The sequence below is a fragment of the Achromobacter marplatensis genome (assembly GCF_002209535.1).
Taxonomy (GTDB): domain Bacteria; phylum Pseudomonadota; class Gammaproteobacteria; order Burkholderiales; family Burkholderiaceae_B; genus Achromobacter; species Achromobacter marplatensis.
In genome coordinates, this window is record NZ_NJIG01000002.1 from 111,675 (window position 1) to 129,952 (window position 18,278).

Below are 18,278 nucleotides of genomic sequence, written 5' to 3' on the forward strand. Positions count from 1 at the left end.
GGTTGATTGCGCACCAGCGCGGCGACGCTCATTGTCGCAGAGTCGGCACGCTCCAGCTTGGCCGCCCGCCGCCAATTCTGGTACTTTGGCCCGATACGCCCTAGGGCCATAACAGTGAGGGACACTCATGGACTTCAATGCCTGGCGCCGGCGCCGCATCTCGGAACCTGCGTATCGCTGGGCGCGCAACGCCCTGCCGCCCATGTCTGCAACCGAGCGCGAGGCCATCGAGGCCGGAGACACCTGGTGGGATGCGGACCTGTTCACGGGCAACCCCGACTGGCGCAAGCTGCTGGACGTGCCTGCCGCCACATTGACCCGCGAAGAACAGGCCTTCATCGATGGCCCCGTAGCCCAGCTATGCGCCATGCTGGACGAATGGGACATCACCTGGCGCCGGCGCGACCTGCCGCCGGAGGTCTGGGCGTTCCTGAAGGCGCAGCGCTTCTTCGGCATGATCATTCCGCGGCGCTATGGCGGGCTGGGTTTTTCGCCCTATGCGCATTCCGAAGTCGTGCGGCGGATTTCGGCGTATTCCGTGACGGCGGGCGTGACGGTCATGGTGCCGAATTCATTGGGCCCGGGCGAACTGCTGATGCAATTCGGTACGCCGGCGCAGCGCGACTACTGGTTGCCGCGCCTGGCCGACGGCCGCGAAGTGCCTTGCTTTGGCCTGACAAGCCCCGAGGCGGGCTCGGATGCCGCATCCATGGTGGACACCGGCGTCGTCTGCCGCCAGGTGGTGGACGGCCGTGAACTGATCGGCATCCGGCTGAACTGGCACAAGCGCTACATCACCCTGGGGCCGGTCGCCACGGTGCTGGGCCTGGCTTTCAAGATGTCCGACCCCGACGGCATCCTGGGCGGACCCAAGGACATCGGCATTTCGGTGGCGCTGGTGCCCACCGAGGCGCCGGGTGTCGAGATCGGGCGGCGCCACCTGCCCGCGATGCAGGTGTTCCAGAACGGCCCCAACAAGGGGCGCGACGTGTTCGTGCCGCTGGACGCGCTGATCGGGGGCGAGGCCCGCGCGGGCCAGGGCTGGAAGATGCTGATGAGCGCCCTGGCGGCGGGGCGCGGTATCTCGCTGCCTTCGCTGTCGGCGGCCGCAGCCGTCATGTGCGCGCACACGACGGGCATGTATGCCCGGGTGCGAGAGCAGTTCGGCATCCCCGTGGGCAAGTTCGAAGGCGTGCAGGAACAACTGGCCCAGCTGGCGGGCAATGCCTATATGGTGGAGGCCGCCCGGCGCCTGACCTGCGCCGCGTTGAACCAGGACGTGAAGCCGGCGGTGGTGTCGGGCATCATGAAATACCACGCGACCGAGCGCATGCGCGGCTCGGTCAATGCCGCGATGGACGTGCACGCCGGCCGCGCCGTCATCGACGGGCCCAGCAATTACCTGGGCGGGCTGTACCGCGCGGTGCCCATCGCCATCACGGTCGAAGGCGCCAACATCCTGACGCGTAACCTGATCATCTTCGGCCAGGGCGCCATCCGCGCCCACCCCTATCTGATGCCGGAGATGCTGGCGCTGGCCAACCCGGACGAAGAACGCGGCATCGAGGTCTTCCACGACGTGTTCTGGCGTCACCTGCGACATGCCGGCAAGAACACGCTGCGCGCCATCGGCCGCGCCTGGACGGGCGCGGTGCTGGCACCGTCGCCGGTATCCGGCCCGACCGCCGGCCATTACCGGCGGCTGGGGCGTTATTCGTCTGGCTTCGCGCTGCTGGCGGACGCCACCCTGGCGCAACTGGGCGGCGGGTTGAAGCGGCGCGAAATGATTTCGGCGCGGTTGGGCGACATCCTGTCCGAGCTGTATCTGCTGTCGGCGGTGCTCAAGCGCTGGGAGGACGAAGGGCGCAAGCACGACGACCTGCCGCTGGTGCATTGGTGCATGGAGCAAGGCTACGCCAGCATCGAGAAAAGCCTGGATCAGGTGCTGCGCAACCTGCCGGGGCGGGTGCTGGCCTGGGGGCTGCGTGCAGCCATTCTGCCGCTGCGCCTGGCCAGGGGGCCGAATGACGCTTTGACGCGGGAGTGCGCCGAGCTGCTCTTGAAGCCGTCTCCCACGCATGTGCGGCTGGCGGCCGACCTGCAGCGGGAACCGGGCAATCCCCCGGCGACGGGCGTGCTGCTGGGAGGTGGCCGGGCGGGCGGCGACCCGTTGGGCGAGCTGACTCGCGCGTTCGCGCTGGTGGATGCCGTGCAGCCAATCCGCGACCGCCTGCGGCAATCCGGCGTGCGCGACTGGCGCGAAGCGCATCAGCGCGGCGCGATCACCGACACGCAGGCCGCGCAGCTGGAAGCGGCGGAGGCTCTGGTGTCGCAGGTCTTGCAGGTGGATGATTTCGCGCCGGAAGACTTGTCGCCGCAGGCGGCAACCGCAGCAGATGCGCCTGCTGCGGCGCATCCGAACCCGGGCGGTTAGTCGTCGGCGTTCGGGTCCATGCCCGGAAACAGGATTTCGGTGAAGCCGAACTTCGAGAAATCCTGGATGCGCGACGGATACAGGCGGCCGATCAGGTGGTCGCATTCATGCTGCACCACGCGGGCGTGAAAGCCTTCGGCTTCACGCTCGATCAACTGGCCGTAGGGGTCGCGCCCGCTGTAGCGGATGTGGCGATAGCGCGGCACCTGCCCGCGCAGCCCTGGCACCGACAGGCAGCCCTCCCAGCCGTCTTCCATCTCGTCCGACAAGGGCGTGATGACGGGATTGCACAGGATGGTTTGCGGCACCGGGGGCGCATCGGGGTAGCGTTCGTTGCGGTCGAAGCCGAAGATCACCAGCTGCAGGTCCACGCCGATCTGCGGCGCAGCCAGCCCCACGCCTTGCGCGGCCGCCATGGTTTCGAACATGTCGTCGATCAGGGCGTGCAGCTCGGGCGTGTCGAAATGCTCCACCGGAGGCGCCACGCGCAGCAGGCGCGGGTCGCCCATTTTCAGGATGGGATGAATCATGATGTATGTCTCTTCTACGCGGTAGTTCTTTCCCCGCCGGGCCGCCCCAAGGGGAAAGGGCCCCCTCGGGGGGCAGCAAGCGCGCGCAGCGCGTGCGGCGTGGGGGCAATTTTCGGCCGCCGGGCCGCCCCAAGGGGAAAGGGCCCCCTCGGGGGGCAGCAAGCGCGCGCAGCGCGTGCGGCGTGGGGGCTCTAGTCCTGCCGTCCTTTCTTCTGGATGAACTCGATCTTGTAGCCGTCGGGATCTTCCACGAAAGCGATGACCGTCTTGCCGTGCTTCATCGGGCCGGCTTCGCGGGTGACCTTGCCGCCGCGTTCCTTGACCTTGTCACAGGCTTCGTAGGCGTTGTCGACTTCCAGGGCGATGTGGCCGTAGCCGTTGCCCAGGTCGTATTTTTCGGTGTCCCAGTTGTGGGTCAGCTCGATGACCGCGCCTTCGGTTTCGTCCTGATAGCCCACGAAGGCCAGCGTGAACTTGCCTTCCGGATAGTCGTTGCGGCGCAGGACGCGCATGCCGAGCACATTGGTGTAGAAATCGATGGATTTGTCGAGGTTGCCGACTCGCAGCATGGTGTGGAGCATACGCATGGATATCTTCCTTAAGCGATGAGGGGTTGCGGGAAGCGCGGCGGAGCGCCGGCGCTTTCCCGAGTGATGCCGATGTCGCGCAGTGCGCCGCCCATGGCGTCGACCGCAAGCCGCATCTGTTCGGCGCCGAAAGCGCCGATGCAGCCGACCCGGAACGAGGGGTGTTCGGTGTTGCTGAAATTGCTGAGCACGTAGCCGCGGGCCTTGAGCGCGTCGACGAACAGCTGCAGGTTCCAGGTTGGGGCGTCCGGCGCGCAGACGTTGACGACGATGGGGCCCTGCAGGTCGCGCGGCAGATTGGGCGCAAGGCCCAGCTCGATCACGCCATCATATAGCGTGCGCATGTTCGCCGTGTAGCGCGCCAGACGGGCGACACGGCCTTCCTGCCGGTACAGGTCCAGCGCCACGGCCAGCGCCGCCAGCGTGGGCGCGGGCGGCGTGAAACGGGGGCCGGCATTGGGGACCAGCGTGTGCTGGTAGATATCGGCCAGGTCCAGCGACCAGCTGCCGGCGTTGCCGCGCGCAGCTTCCAGGCGGTCGATGCGCGCCACCACGAAGGCGGCGCCGGGCAGCCCTTCCAGGCATTTGTTGGCGGTCAGGACCACGGCGTCGACCGCGGGCAGGGCGGAAAGGTTCAGCGGCAGTGCGCCGAACGCGGATACGGCGTCGACGATGACGCGGCGGCCCATCGCGTGGGCGATACGCGCCAGCTCGGGCACGTCATGGCAGATGCCGCTGCCGGTTTCGCTGTAGACCAGCGCCAGGTGCGTCAGCGTGGGGTCCCGTTCCAGCGCCGCGGCGACGGCGACCGGGTCCACCCGTTCGGTCGCACCGACGGGCAGGGGCACGGCGACCCGGCCGGCCTCGCCCGCCAGCTTCTGCAGGCGGGACGCGTAGGCCCCCGTGGACGGCGCCAGCAGGCGGCCGCCCGGCGGCATAAAGGTGCGGATCGCGGCTTCCACCGCGAAGTGCCCGCAGCCGGGCAGCGCCAGCGCGGCGTGTTCGTCGGGCGAGGCCTCGGCCACGCCCAGCACGCCCGCGCACACCTGGCGGTAGGTTTCGCGGAAATCGTTGTCCCACGGCGCGTAATCCTGCGCCATGGCGGCCTTCACCCGCGCGTCGGTCGTGACCGGGCCCGGAATCAGCAGCAACATTTTTGTGTCTCCAAGTCGCCTCAGAATTGAGGCAGGGAAGCGGGGTCGTGGCGCCGCAGAATATTCTTGGCGTCTTCGAAGTCAGGCAGGATCTGTCCCACTTCACGCCAGAAATCCTGACTGTGGTTCATTTCGCGCAGGTGGGCAAGCTCGTGCGCGATCACGTAATCGATGATGGCGGGCGCGAAATGAATCAGCCGCCAGTTCAGCATGATGTTGCCGTCGCTGGTGCACGAGCCCCAGCGCGTGGCGGCGGAAGACAGCCGCCAGCGGCGGATCTTCAGGCCGCTCACCTGCAGGAAATGCGCCAGCCGCGCGCCGAACCAGGCGCCGGCCCGCTGCTGCAACCAGGCTTGCGCCGCGTCGCGGATGCGGCTTTGCTCGGCCGTGGAGGGCAGGGCCAGCCAGAGGGTGTCGCCGTCCTGCGGCGCTTCCGCGTCACCGGACAGGCGGGCCTGTCGGCTGTCGCCGCCCACGCCGATCAGGATGCGTTTGCCCAGGTAGGGCAGTTCGCCACCCGGCTGCCAGCGCGTATGCGCCATGGCCAGTTGCTGCTTGCGGGCGTGCCATTCGCGCAGCTTGGCAAGGATCCAGCGCGCTTTCTCACGCACCGCGTCGTCGATCTGCGCCAGCGTGACCCAGCTGGGCGCGGTGACGCGCAGGCCGTCGTCGGTGATCACGAAACCGATGCTGCGGCGGCGCGAGCGCAGCAGCACGAAACCAATGGGCTGATGTTCGGTCGGCACCTCGCGCCAGCGCGCGCCCGGGGGCAGCGGTTCAGGGCACGGGGTGGGGACGCGGGAGGACGCGTTGGGTGACAGCGTCAAGAGCGGCTCGCCCGCGGGGGCGGTGTCGGTCAGCGTGTCGGGGAAAAGCGTCTTCGGGGTGACGGGCTGCGGGGGCGTGGCCCGGGGCGCAGCAGGCCTGGGCGCGGCGGGCGGCTTCGGCGTGGCGATCAGCGGCGACGCGCCCTGGGGCGCGTCGTCTTCTTGCACGTCGAACAGGAGTTCGAGCTGATCAGTGCTGGACATACCTTTCAGGGTTGAGACGCCGCATTTCCCCTTCGATCCAGTCCTGGACCTTTTGGTTCAGTTCTTCGGGGGAGAGTCCCTTGGATTCTATCGCGGGACCGATCGATAGGGTGACCATGCCGGGATATTTGACGAAAGCGTTGCGCCGCCAGCACTCGCCGGCGTTATGCGCCACGGGTATGACCATCGCGCCGGTGCGCGACGCAAGCAGCGCGCCGCCCATCTTGAAACGCGCCGTCTTGCCCGGCGGCACGCGCGTGCCTTCGGGGAACAGCAAGGGCCAGCGCCCTTCGTCCAGGCGGGTCTGGCCTTGCTTGACCACCTGCTCAAAGGCATCGCGGCCCTTGGCGCGGTCAATGGCGATCATGCGCAGTAGCGCCAGGCCCCAGCCGAAGAACGGCACCATGTGCAGTTCTTTCTTGTAGACGAAGCAGACTTCGCGCGGCATGTGGGCCGGGAAGAACAGCGTTTCCCAGGCCGATTGGTGCTTGGACAGGATGACGGCGGGGCCGTCGGGCAGGTTTTCCCAACCCTTGACCTGCCAGCGGATGCCGCAGAACACCTTGGCGCCCCAGATGGCCAGGCGCGGCCAGCCCACCGTCAGCTTATAGCGCCAGTGCAGCGGCAGCGGCGCCCACAGGATGCAGGCGAAGGCGTAGGGGATGACCGTGATGGCCAGGAACAGGAAATACAGCAGCGAGCGTAGCCGGGCCATCGAATCAATTGTCCTGAAGCAGGGCGTCGGCTACGGCCGACAGGTCTTCGCATACGCGCGTGTTGTCGGGCAGGCCGCCCTTGGCCAGCGTCTTCTTGCCGTTGCCGGTCTGCACCAGCCAGGGCGAGCAGCCGACGGACGAGGATGCCTGCAAGTCACGCAACGAATCGCCCACGGCCGGCACGCCGGTCAGGTCGATGTCGTAGCGATGGCCGATCTGCTCAAACATGCCGGGGCGCGGCTTGCGGCAGGTGCAGTTGTCATCCGGACCGTGCGGGCACAGGAACACGGCATCGATGCTGCCGCCGACTGCGGCCAGCTCGCGCCGCATCTTGGTATGGATGGCGGTCAGCGTGTCCATGTCGAACAGGCCGCGCGCCAGGCCGGACTGGTTGGTGGCGACCACCACCTTCCAATTCGCCTGCGTCAGTCGGGCGATCGCTTGAAGGCTGCCCGGCAGGGCGATCCATTCGTCGGGATTCTTGACGAACGCATCGCTGTCCTGATTGATGACGCCGTCGCGGTCGAGGATGATCAGTTTCACTGTGCCAGCCTGGAAATGTCGGCCACCTGGTTCATCAGGCCATGCAGCTGGCTCAAGAGAGCCAGCCGGTTGGCGCGCACGGCCGGGTCTTCGGCCATGACCATGACGTCGGCAAAGAACGCGTCCACCGGTTCGCGGGCCTGGGCCAGCGTGGACAGGCTGCCGGCGAAGTCGCCGGCGGCCAGTTGGGCCTCGGCCTGCGGGCGCAGGGCGGCGACCGCGGCAGCCAGGGCCTTTTCGGCGGGTTCCACCAGCGCCGCGTTGTTGACCGCGCCGATGTCGCCTTCGGCCTTCTTCAACAGGTTGCCGATGCGCTTGTTGGCGGCGGCCAGGCTGGCGGCTTCGGGCAGTTGCGCGAAGGCGGCGGCGGCGCGCACGCGCTCGGCCACCTGATGCAGCGGCGGCGTCAGCGCGATCACGGCTTCCACCGCGTTGCGGTCGAAGTCATTGATCAACTGGTTGCGGTAGCGCTCGTAGATGAAGGTGCGGACTTCAGCCAGCGTGTCGGCCGGTATCTTGCCGGCGGGGAACGTGCCCGCGGCCAGGTCCAGCAGGCCATCGAGAGACAGCGGGCCGTCTTCGCTGATCTTCAGCCAGCCGCCGGCGGCCAGTTGTTCGAAGGCGCTGATAAGCCCCAGCGCGGCGCGGCGCAGGCCGAAGGGGTCGCGTTCGCCCGTGGGCGCCAGACCGATGGCCCAGATGCCGACCAGCGTTTCCACGCGTTCGGCGATGAAGAGCGTGGCGGCGGTCAGCGTGTCTTGGGTGACCGGCGTGTCGTAGCGGTTGCGGTACTGGGTGCGCAGCGCTTCGACGACGCTGGCGGGCTCACCGTCGCCGGCGGCGTAGTACGCGCCCATGATGCCTTGCAGTTCAGGGAATTCGCCCACCATGTTCGAACCCAGGTCGGCCTTGGCCAGCATGGCGGCCCGGTCGGCCGCCGATACGTCGCCGCCCAGAAGGCCTGCCACGCCGCGGGCGATGGCGCGCACGCGTTCGACGCGCTCAAGCTGGGTGCCCAGCTTGTTGTGATAGACGATCGAGCCCAGTTGTTCGACGCGCGCGGCAAGCGGCGTCTTGCGGTCGGTTTCGAAGAAGAACTGCGCATCGGCCAGGCGCGGGCGCACCACGCGCTGGTTGCCTTCGACGATGTTCACCGGATTGTCCGTGTGCATGTTGCTCACGATCAGGAAGCGGTGCGTCAGGCGGCCGGTGGCCGGGTCGAACAGCGGGAAGTACTTCTGGTTCAGCCGCATGGTCAGGATCAGGCATTCCTGCGGCACTTGCAGGAACTGCTCTTCGAACTGGCCCACGTAGACGGTGGGGTGTTCGACCAGCGCCGTCACTTCGTCCAGCAGCGCAGCCACTTCCGGGTCATCGCCCAGGGTGGCCGACAGGCGGCCGGCATGGTCCAGCAATTGACGCTGGATTTCGTCGCGGCGGCCTTCGAAGGACGCCACGACGCGGCCCTTTTCTGCCAGGGTGGAGGCGTAGGAGTCTGCGTCGGCGAACGACACCGGGCCCGTGCTCATGAAACGGTGGCCCAGCGTGTCACGGCCGGCGGTAAGGCCCAGCGCGGACACCGGCACCACGTCGGCGCCGAACAGGGCGACGAGACCGTGCGCCGGGCGCACGAACTTGACGGACGTGACGCCGTCGGCCAATTGGTAACGCATGACCTTGGGGATAGGCAGGTTGTTCAGCGCGGTGTCCAAGCCTTCCTGCAAACCCACGGCCAGTTGCGCGCCGGGGGCGGTGCCGCGGGCAACCAGGTAGTCCTGCTTGCCATCGGATTCGCGGTCCAGCGTGGACAGATCGATGTTTTCCAGGCCCTTGGCGGCCAGCTTCTTTTGCAGCGCCGGGGTGGCGCGGCCGTCTTCGGTCAGGCCGATCTTCACCGGCATCAGCTTTTCGGCGTAGGGCTGGTCGGGCGCCTGCGCCAGCACGGCGGACAGGTGCACGGCCAGGCGGCGCGGCGTGGAATACGCAGTCACGGCGCAGCCGTCAGCCAAGAGGCCATGGCGCGCGAGCGTGGCGCGCACGCCTTCGGCAAAGGCCTGACCCAGCTTTTGCAGAGCCTTGGGCGGCAGTTCTTCGGTCAGCAGTTCGACCAGCAGCGGGCGGATGTTCGTCGTCATTTATGCAGCCTCCCCGGCGGCCTTGGTGCGGGCCAGCATGGGAAAGCCCAGTCGTTCGCGGGAATCGTAGTAAGCCTGGGCGACGGCGCGCGACAGGTTGCGGATGCGGCCAATGTAGGCGGCGCGCTCAGTCACGCTGATCGCGCCCCGCGCGTCCAGCATGTTGAAGGTGTGCGCGGCTTTCAGCGCGGCCTCGTAGGCCGGCAGCGCCAGGGGCACGTCCATCAGGCGCTTGGCTTCGGTTTCGTAGTCATTGAAGTGCGCAAACAGCATGTCGGCCGACGAGTGTTCGAAGTTGTAGGTGGATTGCTCCACCTCGTTCTGGTGGAACACGTCGCGGTACAGCACGCGGTTGCCGTTGGCGCCTTCGGTCCAGACCAGGTCGTACACGCTTTGCACGTCCTGCAGGTACATGGCCAGGCGTTCCAGGCCGTAGGTGATTTCACCCGTGGTTGGCGTGCAGTCCAGGCCGCCCACTTGCTGGAAATAGGTGAATTGCGTGACCTCCATGCCGTTCAGCCAGACTTCCCAGCCCAGGCCCCAGGCGCCCAGCGTCGGATTTTCCCAGTCGTCTTCGACGAAGCGGATGTCGTGCTGCGTCGGGTCGATGCCCAGCGCCTTAAGCGAACCGATGTAGAGGTCCAGGATTTCCGGGGGCGCCGGCTTCAGCACGACCTGATATTGGTAATAGTGCTGCAGGCGGTTGGGGTTCTCGCCGTAGCGGCCATCCTTGGGGCGGCGCGAAGGCTGCACATACGCGGCGCGCCACGGCTCCGGGCCGATCGCGCGCAGGAATGTGGCCGTATGCGAAGTGCCGGCGCCGACTTCCATGTCGTAGGGTTGCAGCAGGGCGCAACCCTGCTTGTCCCAGTATTCCTGGAGCGTAAGGATGATTTGCTGAAAGGTGAGCATAGGATTCTTGGAATTCGACTCGCCGGGCAAGGCTTGCCTTGGGCGTGGGAAACCCGGCATTTTAACTGGCCCGGGCCTGTCCTGTTTCCCGATGGCCGTTGGGCAGTTACATCTACGTCTTTTGGACGCCCTCCGGGGCAGCGGGGATGTGGCCGAGGGGGCGCCAGGGGGGGCGGGCGCCCCGCGGGTGTGCTGCTGGCGGACGCCCTGGCCCGCGTCGGCTGCGCCCGCAAACCAATGATCGTATGATTCCAGGTTGAGCCTCAAGTCTTATATAAAACCCGGAACCCGACGACACCCCGGGATTCCGAGAATTCCTGGAAGGAGCAGTCCCATGTCAGACCTGATCACGGTGGAAGTTACCGACGGCATCCAGATCATCACGATCAACCGCCCGGAAGCCAAGAACGCCATCAACCTGGAAACCGCCCAAGCCATGGCCGCCGCGCTGGACCAGCTGGACAGCCGCGACGACATCCGCATCGGCATCCTGACGGGTGGCGGCGGCACGTTCTCGTCGGGCATGGACTTGAAGGCATTTGCCAAATCGGGCCAGCGCCCCTACGTGGAAGGCCGTGGTTTTGCCGGCTTGAACGAAAAGCCGCCCAAGAAACCGCTGATCGCGGCCGTCGAAGGCTATGCGCTGGCCGGCGGTTGTGAAATGGCCCTGGCCTCCGACCTGATCGTGGCCGCCAGCAACGCCAAGTTCGGCCTGCCGGAGGTCAAGCGCGGCCTGGTGGCCGGCGCCGGCGGCATGCTGCGCCTGCCGCGCCGCCTGCCGTACCACATCGCCATGGAAGTGATCCTGACGGGCGAGATGCTGAGCGCCGAGCGCGCCTACTCGTTCGGCCTGGTCAACCGTCTGACGGAACCGGGCGGCGCGCTGGCCGGCGCGCTGGAACTGGCGCGCGCCATCGTCGAGAACGGCCCGTTGGCCGTGCAGACCGCCAAGAGCATCGTGTCGCAGTCCGGCGACTGGGAGCAGGAAGGCATGTTCGACCGCCAGCGTCCGCTGATCGCGCACATTTTCTCGTCCGCCGACGCCAAGGAAGGCGCCACCGCTTTCGCCGAGAAGCGCAAGCCGGTCTGGCAAGGCAAATAAAATACGTTGTACCTATCGCGCGCGGCCGGCCCCGCCGGCCGCGTTTTGACATTCATTTTTCTCCAGCTCGTAAATCGCCATGTCCGTCATCATTAAAGAAGAAGACTTGATCCAGTCGATAGCCGATGGCATCCAGTTCATCAGCTATTACCACCCCGTCGACTACATCCGCCACTTGGCGCGCGCCTACGAGCGCGAGGAAAGCCCCGCCGCGCGCGACGCGATGGCGCAGATCCTGACCAATTCGCGCATGTGCGCCGAAGGCAAGCGCCCGCTGTGCCAGGACACCGGCATCGTCAACGTCTTCCTGAAGATCGGCATGAGCGTGCGCTTTGACACCAAGCGCACCCTGCAGGAACTCTGTGACGAAGGCGTGCGCCGCGGCTACCTGAATCCGGACAATCCGCTGCGCGCTTCCGTGCTGGACGATCCGCTGTTCGCGCGCAAGAACACGCGCGACAACACGCCCTGTATCCTGCACGTTGAACTTGTCCAGGGCGACAAGGTCGACGTGCAAATCGCTTCGAAGGGCGGCGGCTCCGAAAACAAGACCAAGTTCGCCATGCTGAACCCCAGCGATTCGCTGGTGGACTGGGTGCTCAAGACCGTCCCGACGATGGGCGCCGGCTGGTGCCCCCCGGGCATGCTGGGCATCGGCGTCGGCGGCACCGCCGAAAAAGCCATGTTGATGGCCAAGCAGTCGTTGATGGAAGACATCGACATGTACGAACTGCTGGCTCGCGGCCCGCAGAACAAGCTGGAAGAGCTGCGCATCGAACTGTACGAAAAGGTCAACGCGCTGGGTATCGGCGCGCAGGGCCTGGGCGGCCTGACGACCGTGCTGGACGTCAAGATCAGCACCTTCCCGACGCACGCGGCTTCCAAGCCCGTCGCGATGATCCCGAACTGCGCCGCCACGCGCCACGCGCATTTCGAACTTGACGGCTCGGGCCCTGCGCGCCTGGATCCGCCGTCGCTGTCGGAATGGCCGGAAGTGCACTGGGCTCCCGACTACAACAAGTCCAAGCAAGTCGACCTGAACACGCTGACGAAGGAAGAAGTCGCCAGCTGGAAGCCGGGCCAGACGCTGCTGCTGTCGGGCAAGATGTTGACTGGCCGCGATGCCGCGCACAAGCGCATCCAGGACATGCTGGCCAAGGGAGAGCCGCTGCCCGTGGACTTCACCAACCGCGTGATCTATTACGTGGGCCCGGTGGATCCGGTGGGCGACGAAGTGGTCGGCCCCGCTGGCCCCACGACCGCGACGCGCATGGACAAGTTCACCGACATGATGCTGGAGAAGACCGGCCTGATCTCCATGATCGGCAAGTCGGAACGCGGCCCGGTCGCCATCGAGGCGATCAAGAAGCACGGCTCGGCCTACCTGATGGCCGTCGGCGGCGCTGCCTACCTGGTGTCCAAGGCCATCCGCGGCGCCAAGGTGCTGGGCTTTGCTGACCTGGGCATGGAAGCCATCTACGAGTTCGACGTGAAGGACATGCCGGTGACCGTGGCGGTGGACGCCCAGGGCACCTCGGTCCACACGACCGGCCCGAAGGAATGGCAGGCCAAGATCGGCAAGATCCCGGTTGCGGTGGCGTAAGCTACGCGTCACATGAAAGCGGCCGCTGAATCAGCGGCCGTTTTTTTTTGGGGCTAGCCGGCCTGCAACACCTGCAACACATTGCGCGCCGCGCCGACGCCCATCTTCACGTACGCGTCATGCGTGACGCTGCTCACGCGCACGCAATGGCATCCGTAGCGTGCCCGCCATCCTAAACGGGCTTCGCGGTGGCCGCCTTGAAAGCTGCGATGGCGTCGGCCGACTTGCCCAGCACGTCGCGCAGCACTTCCTCGGTGTGCTCGCCCAGCATGGGCGGCGCGCGCCGATACACGACGGGCGACGCCGAAAACCGCAGCGGGCTGGCTGTGACGGGCGCCGTGCCGCCGGCCGGATGCGGCAGGTCTCGCCGCAACTGCCGGGCCTGCGCCTGCGGATGCGCGAACGCCTGCGCGATGTTGTTGATGGGGCCGCACGGCACCCCCACCGCTTCCAGCCTGGCGATCCAGTCGTCGCGGCGGCCTTCCAGCATGATCGCCGTCAGGATGCCGATCAGCGTTTCGCGGTTGGTGACGCGCAGCCGGTTGGTGGCAAAGCGCGGGTCGTCGCCCAGTTCCGGCGCGCCGATCGCGCGGCAATACGCGCGGTACTGCGATTCGTTGCCGGTGGCCACGATCAGGTGGCCGTCGCTGGCGGCGAATACCTGATAAGGCACCACGTTCTGATGCGCGTTGCCGGCGCGCGTGGGCGCGACCCCGGAGTTGAAGTAGTTGGAATTCTGATTGGCCAGCAGCGCCACATGGCTGTCCAGCAGGGCGATGTCCAGATGCTGCCCCAGGCCGCTGCGATGGCGTTCCTGCAAGGCCGCCAGGATCGCGACCGTCGCGTACATGCCGGTGACGATGTCCGTCACCGCCACACCGGCTTTCTGCGGCCCGCCGCCAGGCAGGTCGTCGCGTTCGCCGGTGATGCTCATCAGCCCGCCCATGCCCTGGATCATGAAGTCGTAGCCGGGGCGTTGGGCAAACGGGCCGTCCTGGCCGAAGCCCGTGACCGAGCAGTAGATCAGGCGCGGATTGATGGCCTTCAGGCTGTCGTAGTCCAGGCCGTACTTGGCCAGGCCGCCCACCTTGAAGTTCTCGACCAGGATGTCGCTTGCCGCGGCCAGTTCGCGGATCAGCGCCGCGCCCTCGGGCGTGGCCATGTCGGCTTCGACCGAACGCTTGTTGCGGTTGGCGCTCAGGTAGTAGGCGGATTCGCTGGTGTCCTGGCCGTCGCCGTCCTTCAGATACGGCGGACCCCAGGCGCGCGTGTCGTCGCCGACATGGGGGCGTTCGATCTTGATGACGTCGGCGCCCAGATCGGCCAGGTTCTGCGTGCACCAGGGGCCGGCCAGGATGCGCGACAAGTCCAGCACGCGGATGCCGTCAAGCGCGGGCGGGCGCGTCATGATTGCACCGTCGCGGTGCCGTGGCTCATGACCACAAGATCGCGTTCGCGCGACCGCACCTGAAAGCGGATCTGTCCGTCAGGCATGCGCCAGATGTCGCATTGCAGGGTCTCGCCGGGATATACGGGCGCCGAGAACCGCGTGTTCAGGCTGGTCAGCCGCGACGCGTCGTAATCGCAGCAGCTTTTGACGATGGCGTGCGCCGCCACGCCATACGAGCACAGGCCGTGCAGGATCGGCCGTGGATAACCCGCCTGATGCGCGACGTCGGGGTCGGCATGCAGCGGATTGCGGTCGGCGTTCAAACGGTACAGCAGCGCGGCGCTGGGCGGAACGCGCAGTTCGCACTGCAGGTCCGGTTTGCCGCCGGGCACGGCGGGCAGGGCTTCGGGGCTGTCGTCGCCCTGGCCGAAGCCGCCGTCGCCGCGGCAGAACGTGCTTTGCCGCAAGGTGGCCAGGCAGGCGCCGCTTTCGTCGTGCAAGGTGCGCTCGGTGATGATGATGGCGCCCTTGTCCGCGCCCTTGTCGATCACATGCGTGTTGCGGCTTTTTCCGATGACCACGCCCGATGTCGGCAATGGCGCGTGCACGGTCAGGCGCTGCTCGCCGTGCACCACCTTCACCCAGTCGATGCCGGCGCGCGGGTCTTGCACCCAGAAGCCGGGGTAGCCCAGCACCACGCTCATCGTGGGGAAGGCCTGCAAGTCCTTTTCGTACACGTAGCGCAGCTGGCCGGCGTCTTCGGGGTCTTGGCCCAGGCCGATGCCCAGCGCATACAGCATGGTGTCTTTCTGCTCGTAGCGCTGACGCACCTCGTCAAAACGCCAGTTCTTTACGGTCGCGTAATCCAGGGGCATGGCGGTCTCAGATGGGATCCCAGTCGATCACGTCGGGCGAACGCTCCAACGCGTAGAAGTGCTTGCGCATGGCGGGCACGGCAATTTCAGCAATGCGTTCCGGCGTCCAGCCTTCGCTGTTGTGCACGGTGCGCAAGGGCCGCGGCTGGCTCATCAGCATGATCTCGTTGGCGCGCACGGCAAAGATCTGCGCGGTGATTTCGCAGGCCGCGTTGCTGGCCAGGTAGACGGCCATTGGCGCGACCTTGCCGGCTTCCATCTTCTTCAACTTTTCGACGCGGGCCTTCTCTTCGTCTGTTTCTGCCGGGATGGAACTCGTCATGCGGCTCCAGGCAAAGGGCGCGATGCAGTTCGAGCGCACGTTGTAGCGCGCCATGTCCAGCGCGATGGATTTGGACAGGGCCACGATGCCGAGCTTGGCGGCCGCGTAGTTCGCCTGGCCGAAGTTGCCGATCAGGCCGGAGGTAGACGTCATGTGCACGAAGGCGCCCGATTCCTGTTCGCGGAAATAGGGGGCCGCGGCGCGGCTCATGAAGAACGAGCCGTTCAGGTGCACGTCGATCACCTGGCGCCATTCCTCTTCGCTCATCTTGTGGAAAACGCGGTCGCGCAGATTGCCCGCGTTGTTGATCACGGCGTCTATGCGGCCGAACGCGTCGATGGCGGTCTGCACCACGCGGCTCGCGCTGTCGTAGGCGGCCACGCTGTCGGTGTTGGCAACAGCCTGTCCGCCGGCCGAGACGATCTCTTTCACCACCGCTTGCGCCGGGCCTTCCGCGCCACCTTCGCCTGTCAGCGACACGCCGATGTCGTTCACGACCACCTTGGCGCCCGCCTGCGCCATCGCCAGCGCAATGCTGCGCCCGATGCCGCCACCCGCGCCCGTGACGACCACTACCTTTCCGGAAACCATGCCGCTCATTGCCTCTGACTCCTGTACTGCGGCGCATGCGCCGCCTGTGGAAAACAGTTCCGCATCAACCGGTAGGGTTCGCGGGATCGGAGCCTGCTAGTGTTAACAGGCCCTGGTGCATGGTAGATTCGACCCGGCATTCGAAGAATTCAAAATTAGAAATGCCCCCCTTCTGCGTGGTGGAACATGAGACATGATTTGACTGACCTGCGTTTGTTTCTGAACGTAGGGGAAACACTCAATCTGACCCGGGCTGCGGAACGCACCTTCCTGTCCTTGCCGGCGGCAAGCGCGCGGGTCAAGCACATGGAAGAGGCCTTCAAGGCGCGGTTGCTGGTGCGCCTGGCCACAGGGGTTGCGCTGACGCCGGCGGGCGAGGTGCTGCTCAAGCACGCCAACGCCGTCTTCCGGCAGCTGGAATGCCTGAACGCCGACCTGCAACCCTATGCCAGCGGATTAAAGGGACGCTTGAGGTTGCTGGCTAACACCACGGCCACCAATTCGTTTCTGGCCGATGCGCTGTCCACGTTCCTGGCGGAAAACCCCGACGTGGACGTGGAGCTTGAAGAGAAGATATCCGGCGACATCGTCATCGCGATCCGCGCAGGCGCCGGAGACCTTGGGCTGGTGGCCGGCAACATCGACGTGGAAGGGCTGGACGTCACGCCCTTGTTCCGCGATGAACTCACGGTGGTGACGTCGCTGGAGCATCCGCTGGCGGCCTCGAAGTCCGCGCATTTCGCAGACCTGGTCGACGCCTACCAGTTCGTCGGCATCCATCCCGACAGCGCCATCCAGACCTTCCTGGAAGACATCGCCAGCGGCCTGGGCAAGCGCATCTGCCAACGCGTGCACGTGGGCAGTTTCGAAGCGGTGTGCCGCATGGTGGAGGCCGGCGCGGGCATCGCGGTCGTGCCGCGGGCCTGCGCCGCGCGCTACAGCCGCCCCGACGCGCTGCATGTGCTGAAACTGGAAGACCCCTGGGCGCTGCGCGACCGCCTGCTGTGCCGCCAGCGCGGCCGCGACCTGCCCAGCTTCGCCGAGTGCTTCATCGAACACGTGCAGCGCGCCGCGCGCGGGCAATGAACCAAGCGCAGCGGGGGCCGGATGGCCCCCGCACCGTTTTCCCTAGGCCAAGTGTCGTATCCACGCGTCGCGCAGGCGCAGATTGTGTCCGCTTACCGAACTTTCCATCCCGTGCGAAAGAGGGGCTTTTGAAAATGTGTAGCGGCGATTGCCCGCGCTCGGAAAATAATAAATAAGAGCGGCGGGCAGCAGTTCTTGAAGCTTGACCGTGAATAACACCAAGACTCAGGAGACTGCAGTGATTGATCCTCAACGCCGCCGCGTCGTCGCGGGGCTGGGCGCCGCGTGCGCCGCCGCCATCGTGCCCACCTTGTTCCCGGCCACCGCCCGCGCCGCCACATGGCCCGGGCACGCCGTGACCTTCATCGTGCCTTTTCCCGCCGGCGGTCCGGTGGACACGACCGCGCGTTTCACCACGCAACCGCTTGGACAGTTGTGGTCGGTGCCTACCGTGGTGGACAACAAGTCGGGCGCGGGCGGGATCGTCGGTGCGCAGTTCGCGGCCAAGGCTGAGCCCGACGGCTACAACTTCTTCTTCGCGTCCATCCATCACGCGGTGCTGCCCAGCCTGCGCGACAACCTCAGCTACGACATCAGCCGCGACTTCGTGCCGGTCGGCATGGCGGCGGTGTTTCCCATCGTGCTGGTGGTGAACGCATCCCTGCCCGTGAACACGGTGAGCGAACTGATCGCCTACGCCAAAGAGAATCCGGGCAAGCTCTCGTTCAGCTCGTCTGGCACCGGCGGCGGCACGCATCTGGCGGGCGAACTCTTCAATGCGATGGCCGGGGTGCGGATCCAGCACATCCCGTATCGCGGCAGCGCGCCGGCCATGCAGGACCTGCTGGGCGGGCAGGTGCAAGTGATGTTCGCGGACGGGCCGTCCGCCGTGCCGCACTTGAAGGGCGGCAAGGTGCGCGCGCTTGGCGTGGGCAACCCCGCGCGATCGAGCATGCTGCCGGATGTGCCCACCATCGCCGAATCCGGTTTGCCGGGCTACGAGGCCTATTCCTGGAGCGGCGTGATGGCGCCCAAGGGCACGCCACCAGACATCGTGAAGCGCATGAACGCCGATATGGTGAAAGTGCTGTCGGACCCCGCCACCGCCAAGGGCATGATCGCGGCCGGCGCCGAGCCCAAGCCCGGCACGCCCGAGCAGTTCGGCGAATTCGTCCGCGACGAGATCGTGAAGTGGCGCGACCTGATCAAGACCGCGAACATCAAGCTGGAATAGGGCAACAGCGCTTTTGCCGACCGACGCGGACGG

Annotated in this window: 16 protein-coding genes; 5 read left to right on the forward strand and 11 right to left on the reverse strand. The window is 66.5% G+C overall.

Translation table 11 applies throughout. The annotated features are described in order from the left end of the window. Window positions 1–127: 127 nt before the first annotated feature. On the forward strand, window positions 128–2,434 hold the full coding sequence (locus tag CEY09_RS04055; protein WP_088587677.1) for an acyl-CoA dehydrogenase: 2,307 nt from the start codon (window positions 128–130) through the stop codon (window positions 2,432–2,434). Here the strand turns inward: CEY09_RS04055 and def are convergent. From def to glyQ, 8 genes are all read right to left on the reverse strand, one after another. Beyond that, window positions 2,431–2,964: a peptide deformylase gene (gene def, locus CEY09_RS04060; protein ID WP_088587678.1), complete on the reverse strand. Its 534-nt coding sequence runs from the start codon at window positions 2,962–2,964 to the stop codon at window positions 2,431–2,433. The genes CEY09_RS04055 and def overlap by 4 nt on opposite strands. 191 nt (window positions 2,965–3,155) lie before the next feature. After that, window positions 3,156–3,551 carry a lactoylglutathione lyase gene (gloA, locus tag CEY09_RS04065; RefSeq protein ID WP_006226333.1) on the reverse strand — a complete coding sequence of 132 codons (396 nt, stop codon included), beginning with the start codon at window positions 3,549–3,551 and terminating at the stop codon, window positions 3,156–3,158. Window positions 3,552–3,562: 11 nt separating this feature from the next. Then, window positions 3,563–4,705: a 2-aminoethylphosphonate--pyruvate transaminase gene (locus tag CEY09_RS04070; RefSeq protein ID WP_088587679.1), complete on the reverse strand. Its 1,143-nt coding sequence runs from the start codon at window positions 4,703–4,705 to the stop codon at window positions 3,563–3,565. Window positions 4,706–4,725: 20 nt separating this feature from the next. Beyond that, window positions 4,726–5,736: a M48 family metallopeptidase gene (locus tag CEY09_RS04075; RefSeq protein WP_175216754.1), complete on the reverse strand. Its 1,011-nt coding sequence runs from the start codon at window positions 5,734–5,736 to the stop codon at window positions 4,726–4,728. Next, complete coding sequence (locus tag CEY09_RS04080) at window positions 5,723–6,451, reverse strand: lysophospholipid acyltransferase family protein (protein WP_088587680.1); 729 nt, start codon at window positions 6,449–6,451, stop codon at window positions 5,723–5,725. Before CEY09_RS04080 ends, CEY09_RS04075 begins: the two co-directional genes overlap by 14 nt. A 4-nt stretch (window positions 6,452–6,455) precedes the next feature. Further along, complete coding sequence (gene gmhB, locus CEY09_RS04085) at window positions 6,456–6,995, reverse strand: D-glycero-beta-D-manno-heptose 1,7-bisphosphate 7-phosphatase (protein WP_088587681.1); 540 nt, start codon at window positions 6,993–6,995, stop codon at window positions 6,456–6,458. After that, the gene (gene glyS / locus CEY09_RS04090) at window positions 6,992–9,130 is read right to left on the reverse strand and encodes a glycine--tRNA ligase subunit beta (protein ID WP_088587682.1); all 2,139 of its coding nucleotides are present in this window, start codon (window positions 9,128–9,130) and stop codon (window positions 6,992–6,994) included. Before glyS ends, gmhB begins: the two co-directional genes overlap by 4 nt. Beyond that, complete coding sequence (glyQ, locus tag CEY09_RS04095) at window positions 9,131–10,042, reverse strand: glycine--tRNA ligase subunit alpha (RefSeq protein WP_006226339.1); 912 nt, start codon at window positions 10,040–10,042, stop codon at window positions 9,131–9,133. A 334-nt stretch (window positions 10,043–10,376) separates the two neighbouring features. On the opposite strand from glyQ, the gene CEY09_RS04100 reads away from it, so the two are divergent. Then, complete coding sequence (locus tag CEY09_RS04100; protein WP_088587684.1) at window positions 10,377–11,144, forward strand: crotonase/enoyl-CoA hydratase family protein; 768 nt, start codon at window positions 10,377–10,379, stop codon at window positions 11,142–11,144. A 79-nt stretch (window positions 11,145–11,223) separates the two neighbouring features. Then, on the forward strand, window positions 11,224–12,747 hold the full coding sequence (locus CEY09_RS04105) for a fumarate hydratase (RefSeq protein ID WP_088587685.1): 1,524 nt from the start codon (window positions 11,224–11,226) through the stop codon (window positions 12,745–12,747). 172 nt (window positions 12,748–12,919) lie between these two features. Here CEY09_RS04105 and CEY09_RS04110 read toward each other — a convergent pair whose 3' ends face one another. Genes CEY09_RS04110 through CEY09_RS04120 form a run of 3 tightly spaced genes read right to left on the reverse strand, consistent with a single transcriptional unit; the run spans window position 12,920 to window position 15,934 of the window. Then, window positions 12,920–14,155 (reverse strand): CaiB/BaiF CoA transferase family protein, encoded by a 1,236-nt coding sequence (locus CEY09_RS04110; RefSeq protein ID WP_088587686.1) that lies wholly within the window; start codon window positions 14,153–14,155, stop codon window positions 12,920–12,922. Continuing rightward, the gene (locus CEY09_RS04115) at window positions 14,152–15,012 is read right to left on the reverse strand and encodes a MaoC/PaaZ C-terminal domain-containing protein (RefSeq protein ID WP_088587687.1); all 861 of its coding nucleotides are present in this window, start codon (window positions 15,010–15,012) and stop codon (window positions 14,152–14,154) included. The genes CEY09_RS04110 and CEY09_RS04115 overlap by 4 nt, the downstream gene beginning before the upstream one ends. A 7-nt stretch (window positions 15,013–15,019) precedes the next feature. Next, window positions 15,020–15,934, reverse strand: coding sequence for an SDR family NAD(P)-dependent oxidoreductase (locus CEY09_RS04120; RefSeq protein ID WP_088587688.1), 915 nt, complete (start codon window positions 15,932–15,934; stop codon window positions 15,020–15,022). Window positions 15,935–16,111: 177 nt separating this feature from the next. On the opposite strand from CEY09_RS04120, the gene CEY09_RS04125 reads away from it, so the two are divergent. Further along, window positions 16,112–17,011 carry a LysR family transcriptional regulator gene (locus CEY09_RS04125; RefSeq protein ID WP_006226345.1) on the forward strand — a complete coding sequence of 300 codons (900 nt, stop codon included), beginning with the start codon at window positions 16,112–16,114 and terminating at the stop codon, window positions 17,009–17,011. Between the two features lie 238 nt (window positions 17,012–17,249). Beyond that, window positions 17,250–18,245, forward strand: coding sequence for a Bug family tripartite tricarboxylate transporter substrate binding protein (locus CEY09_RS04130; RefSeq protein ID WP_088587689.1), 996 nt, complete (start codon window positions 17,250–17,252; stop codon window positions 18,243–18,245). Window positions 18,246–18,278: the final 33 nt, after the last annotated feature.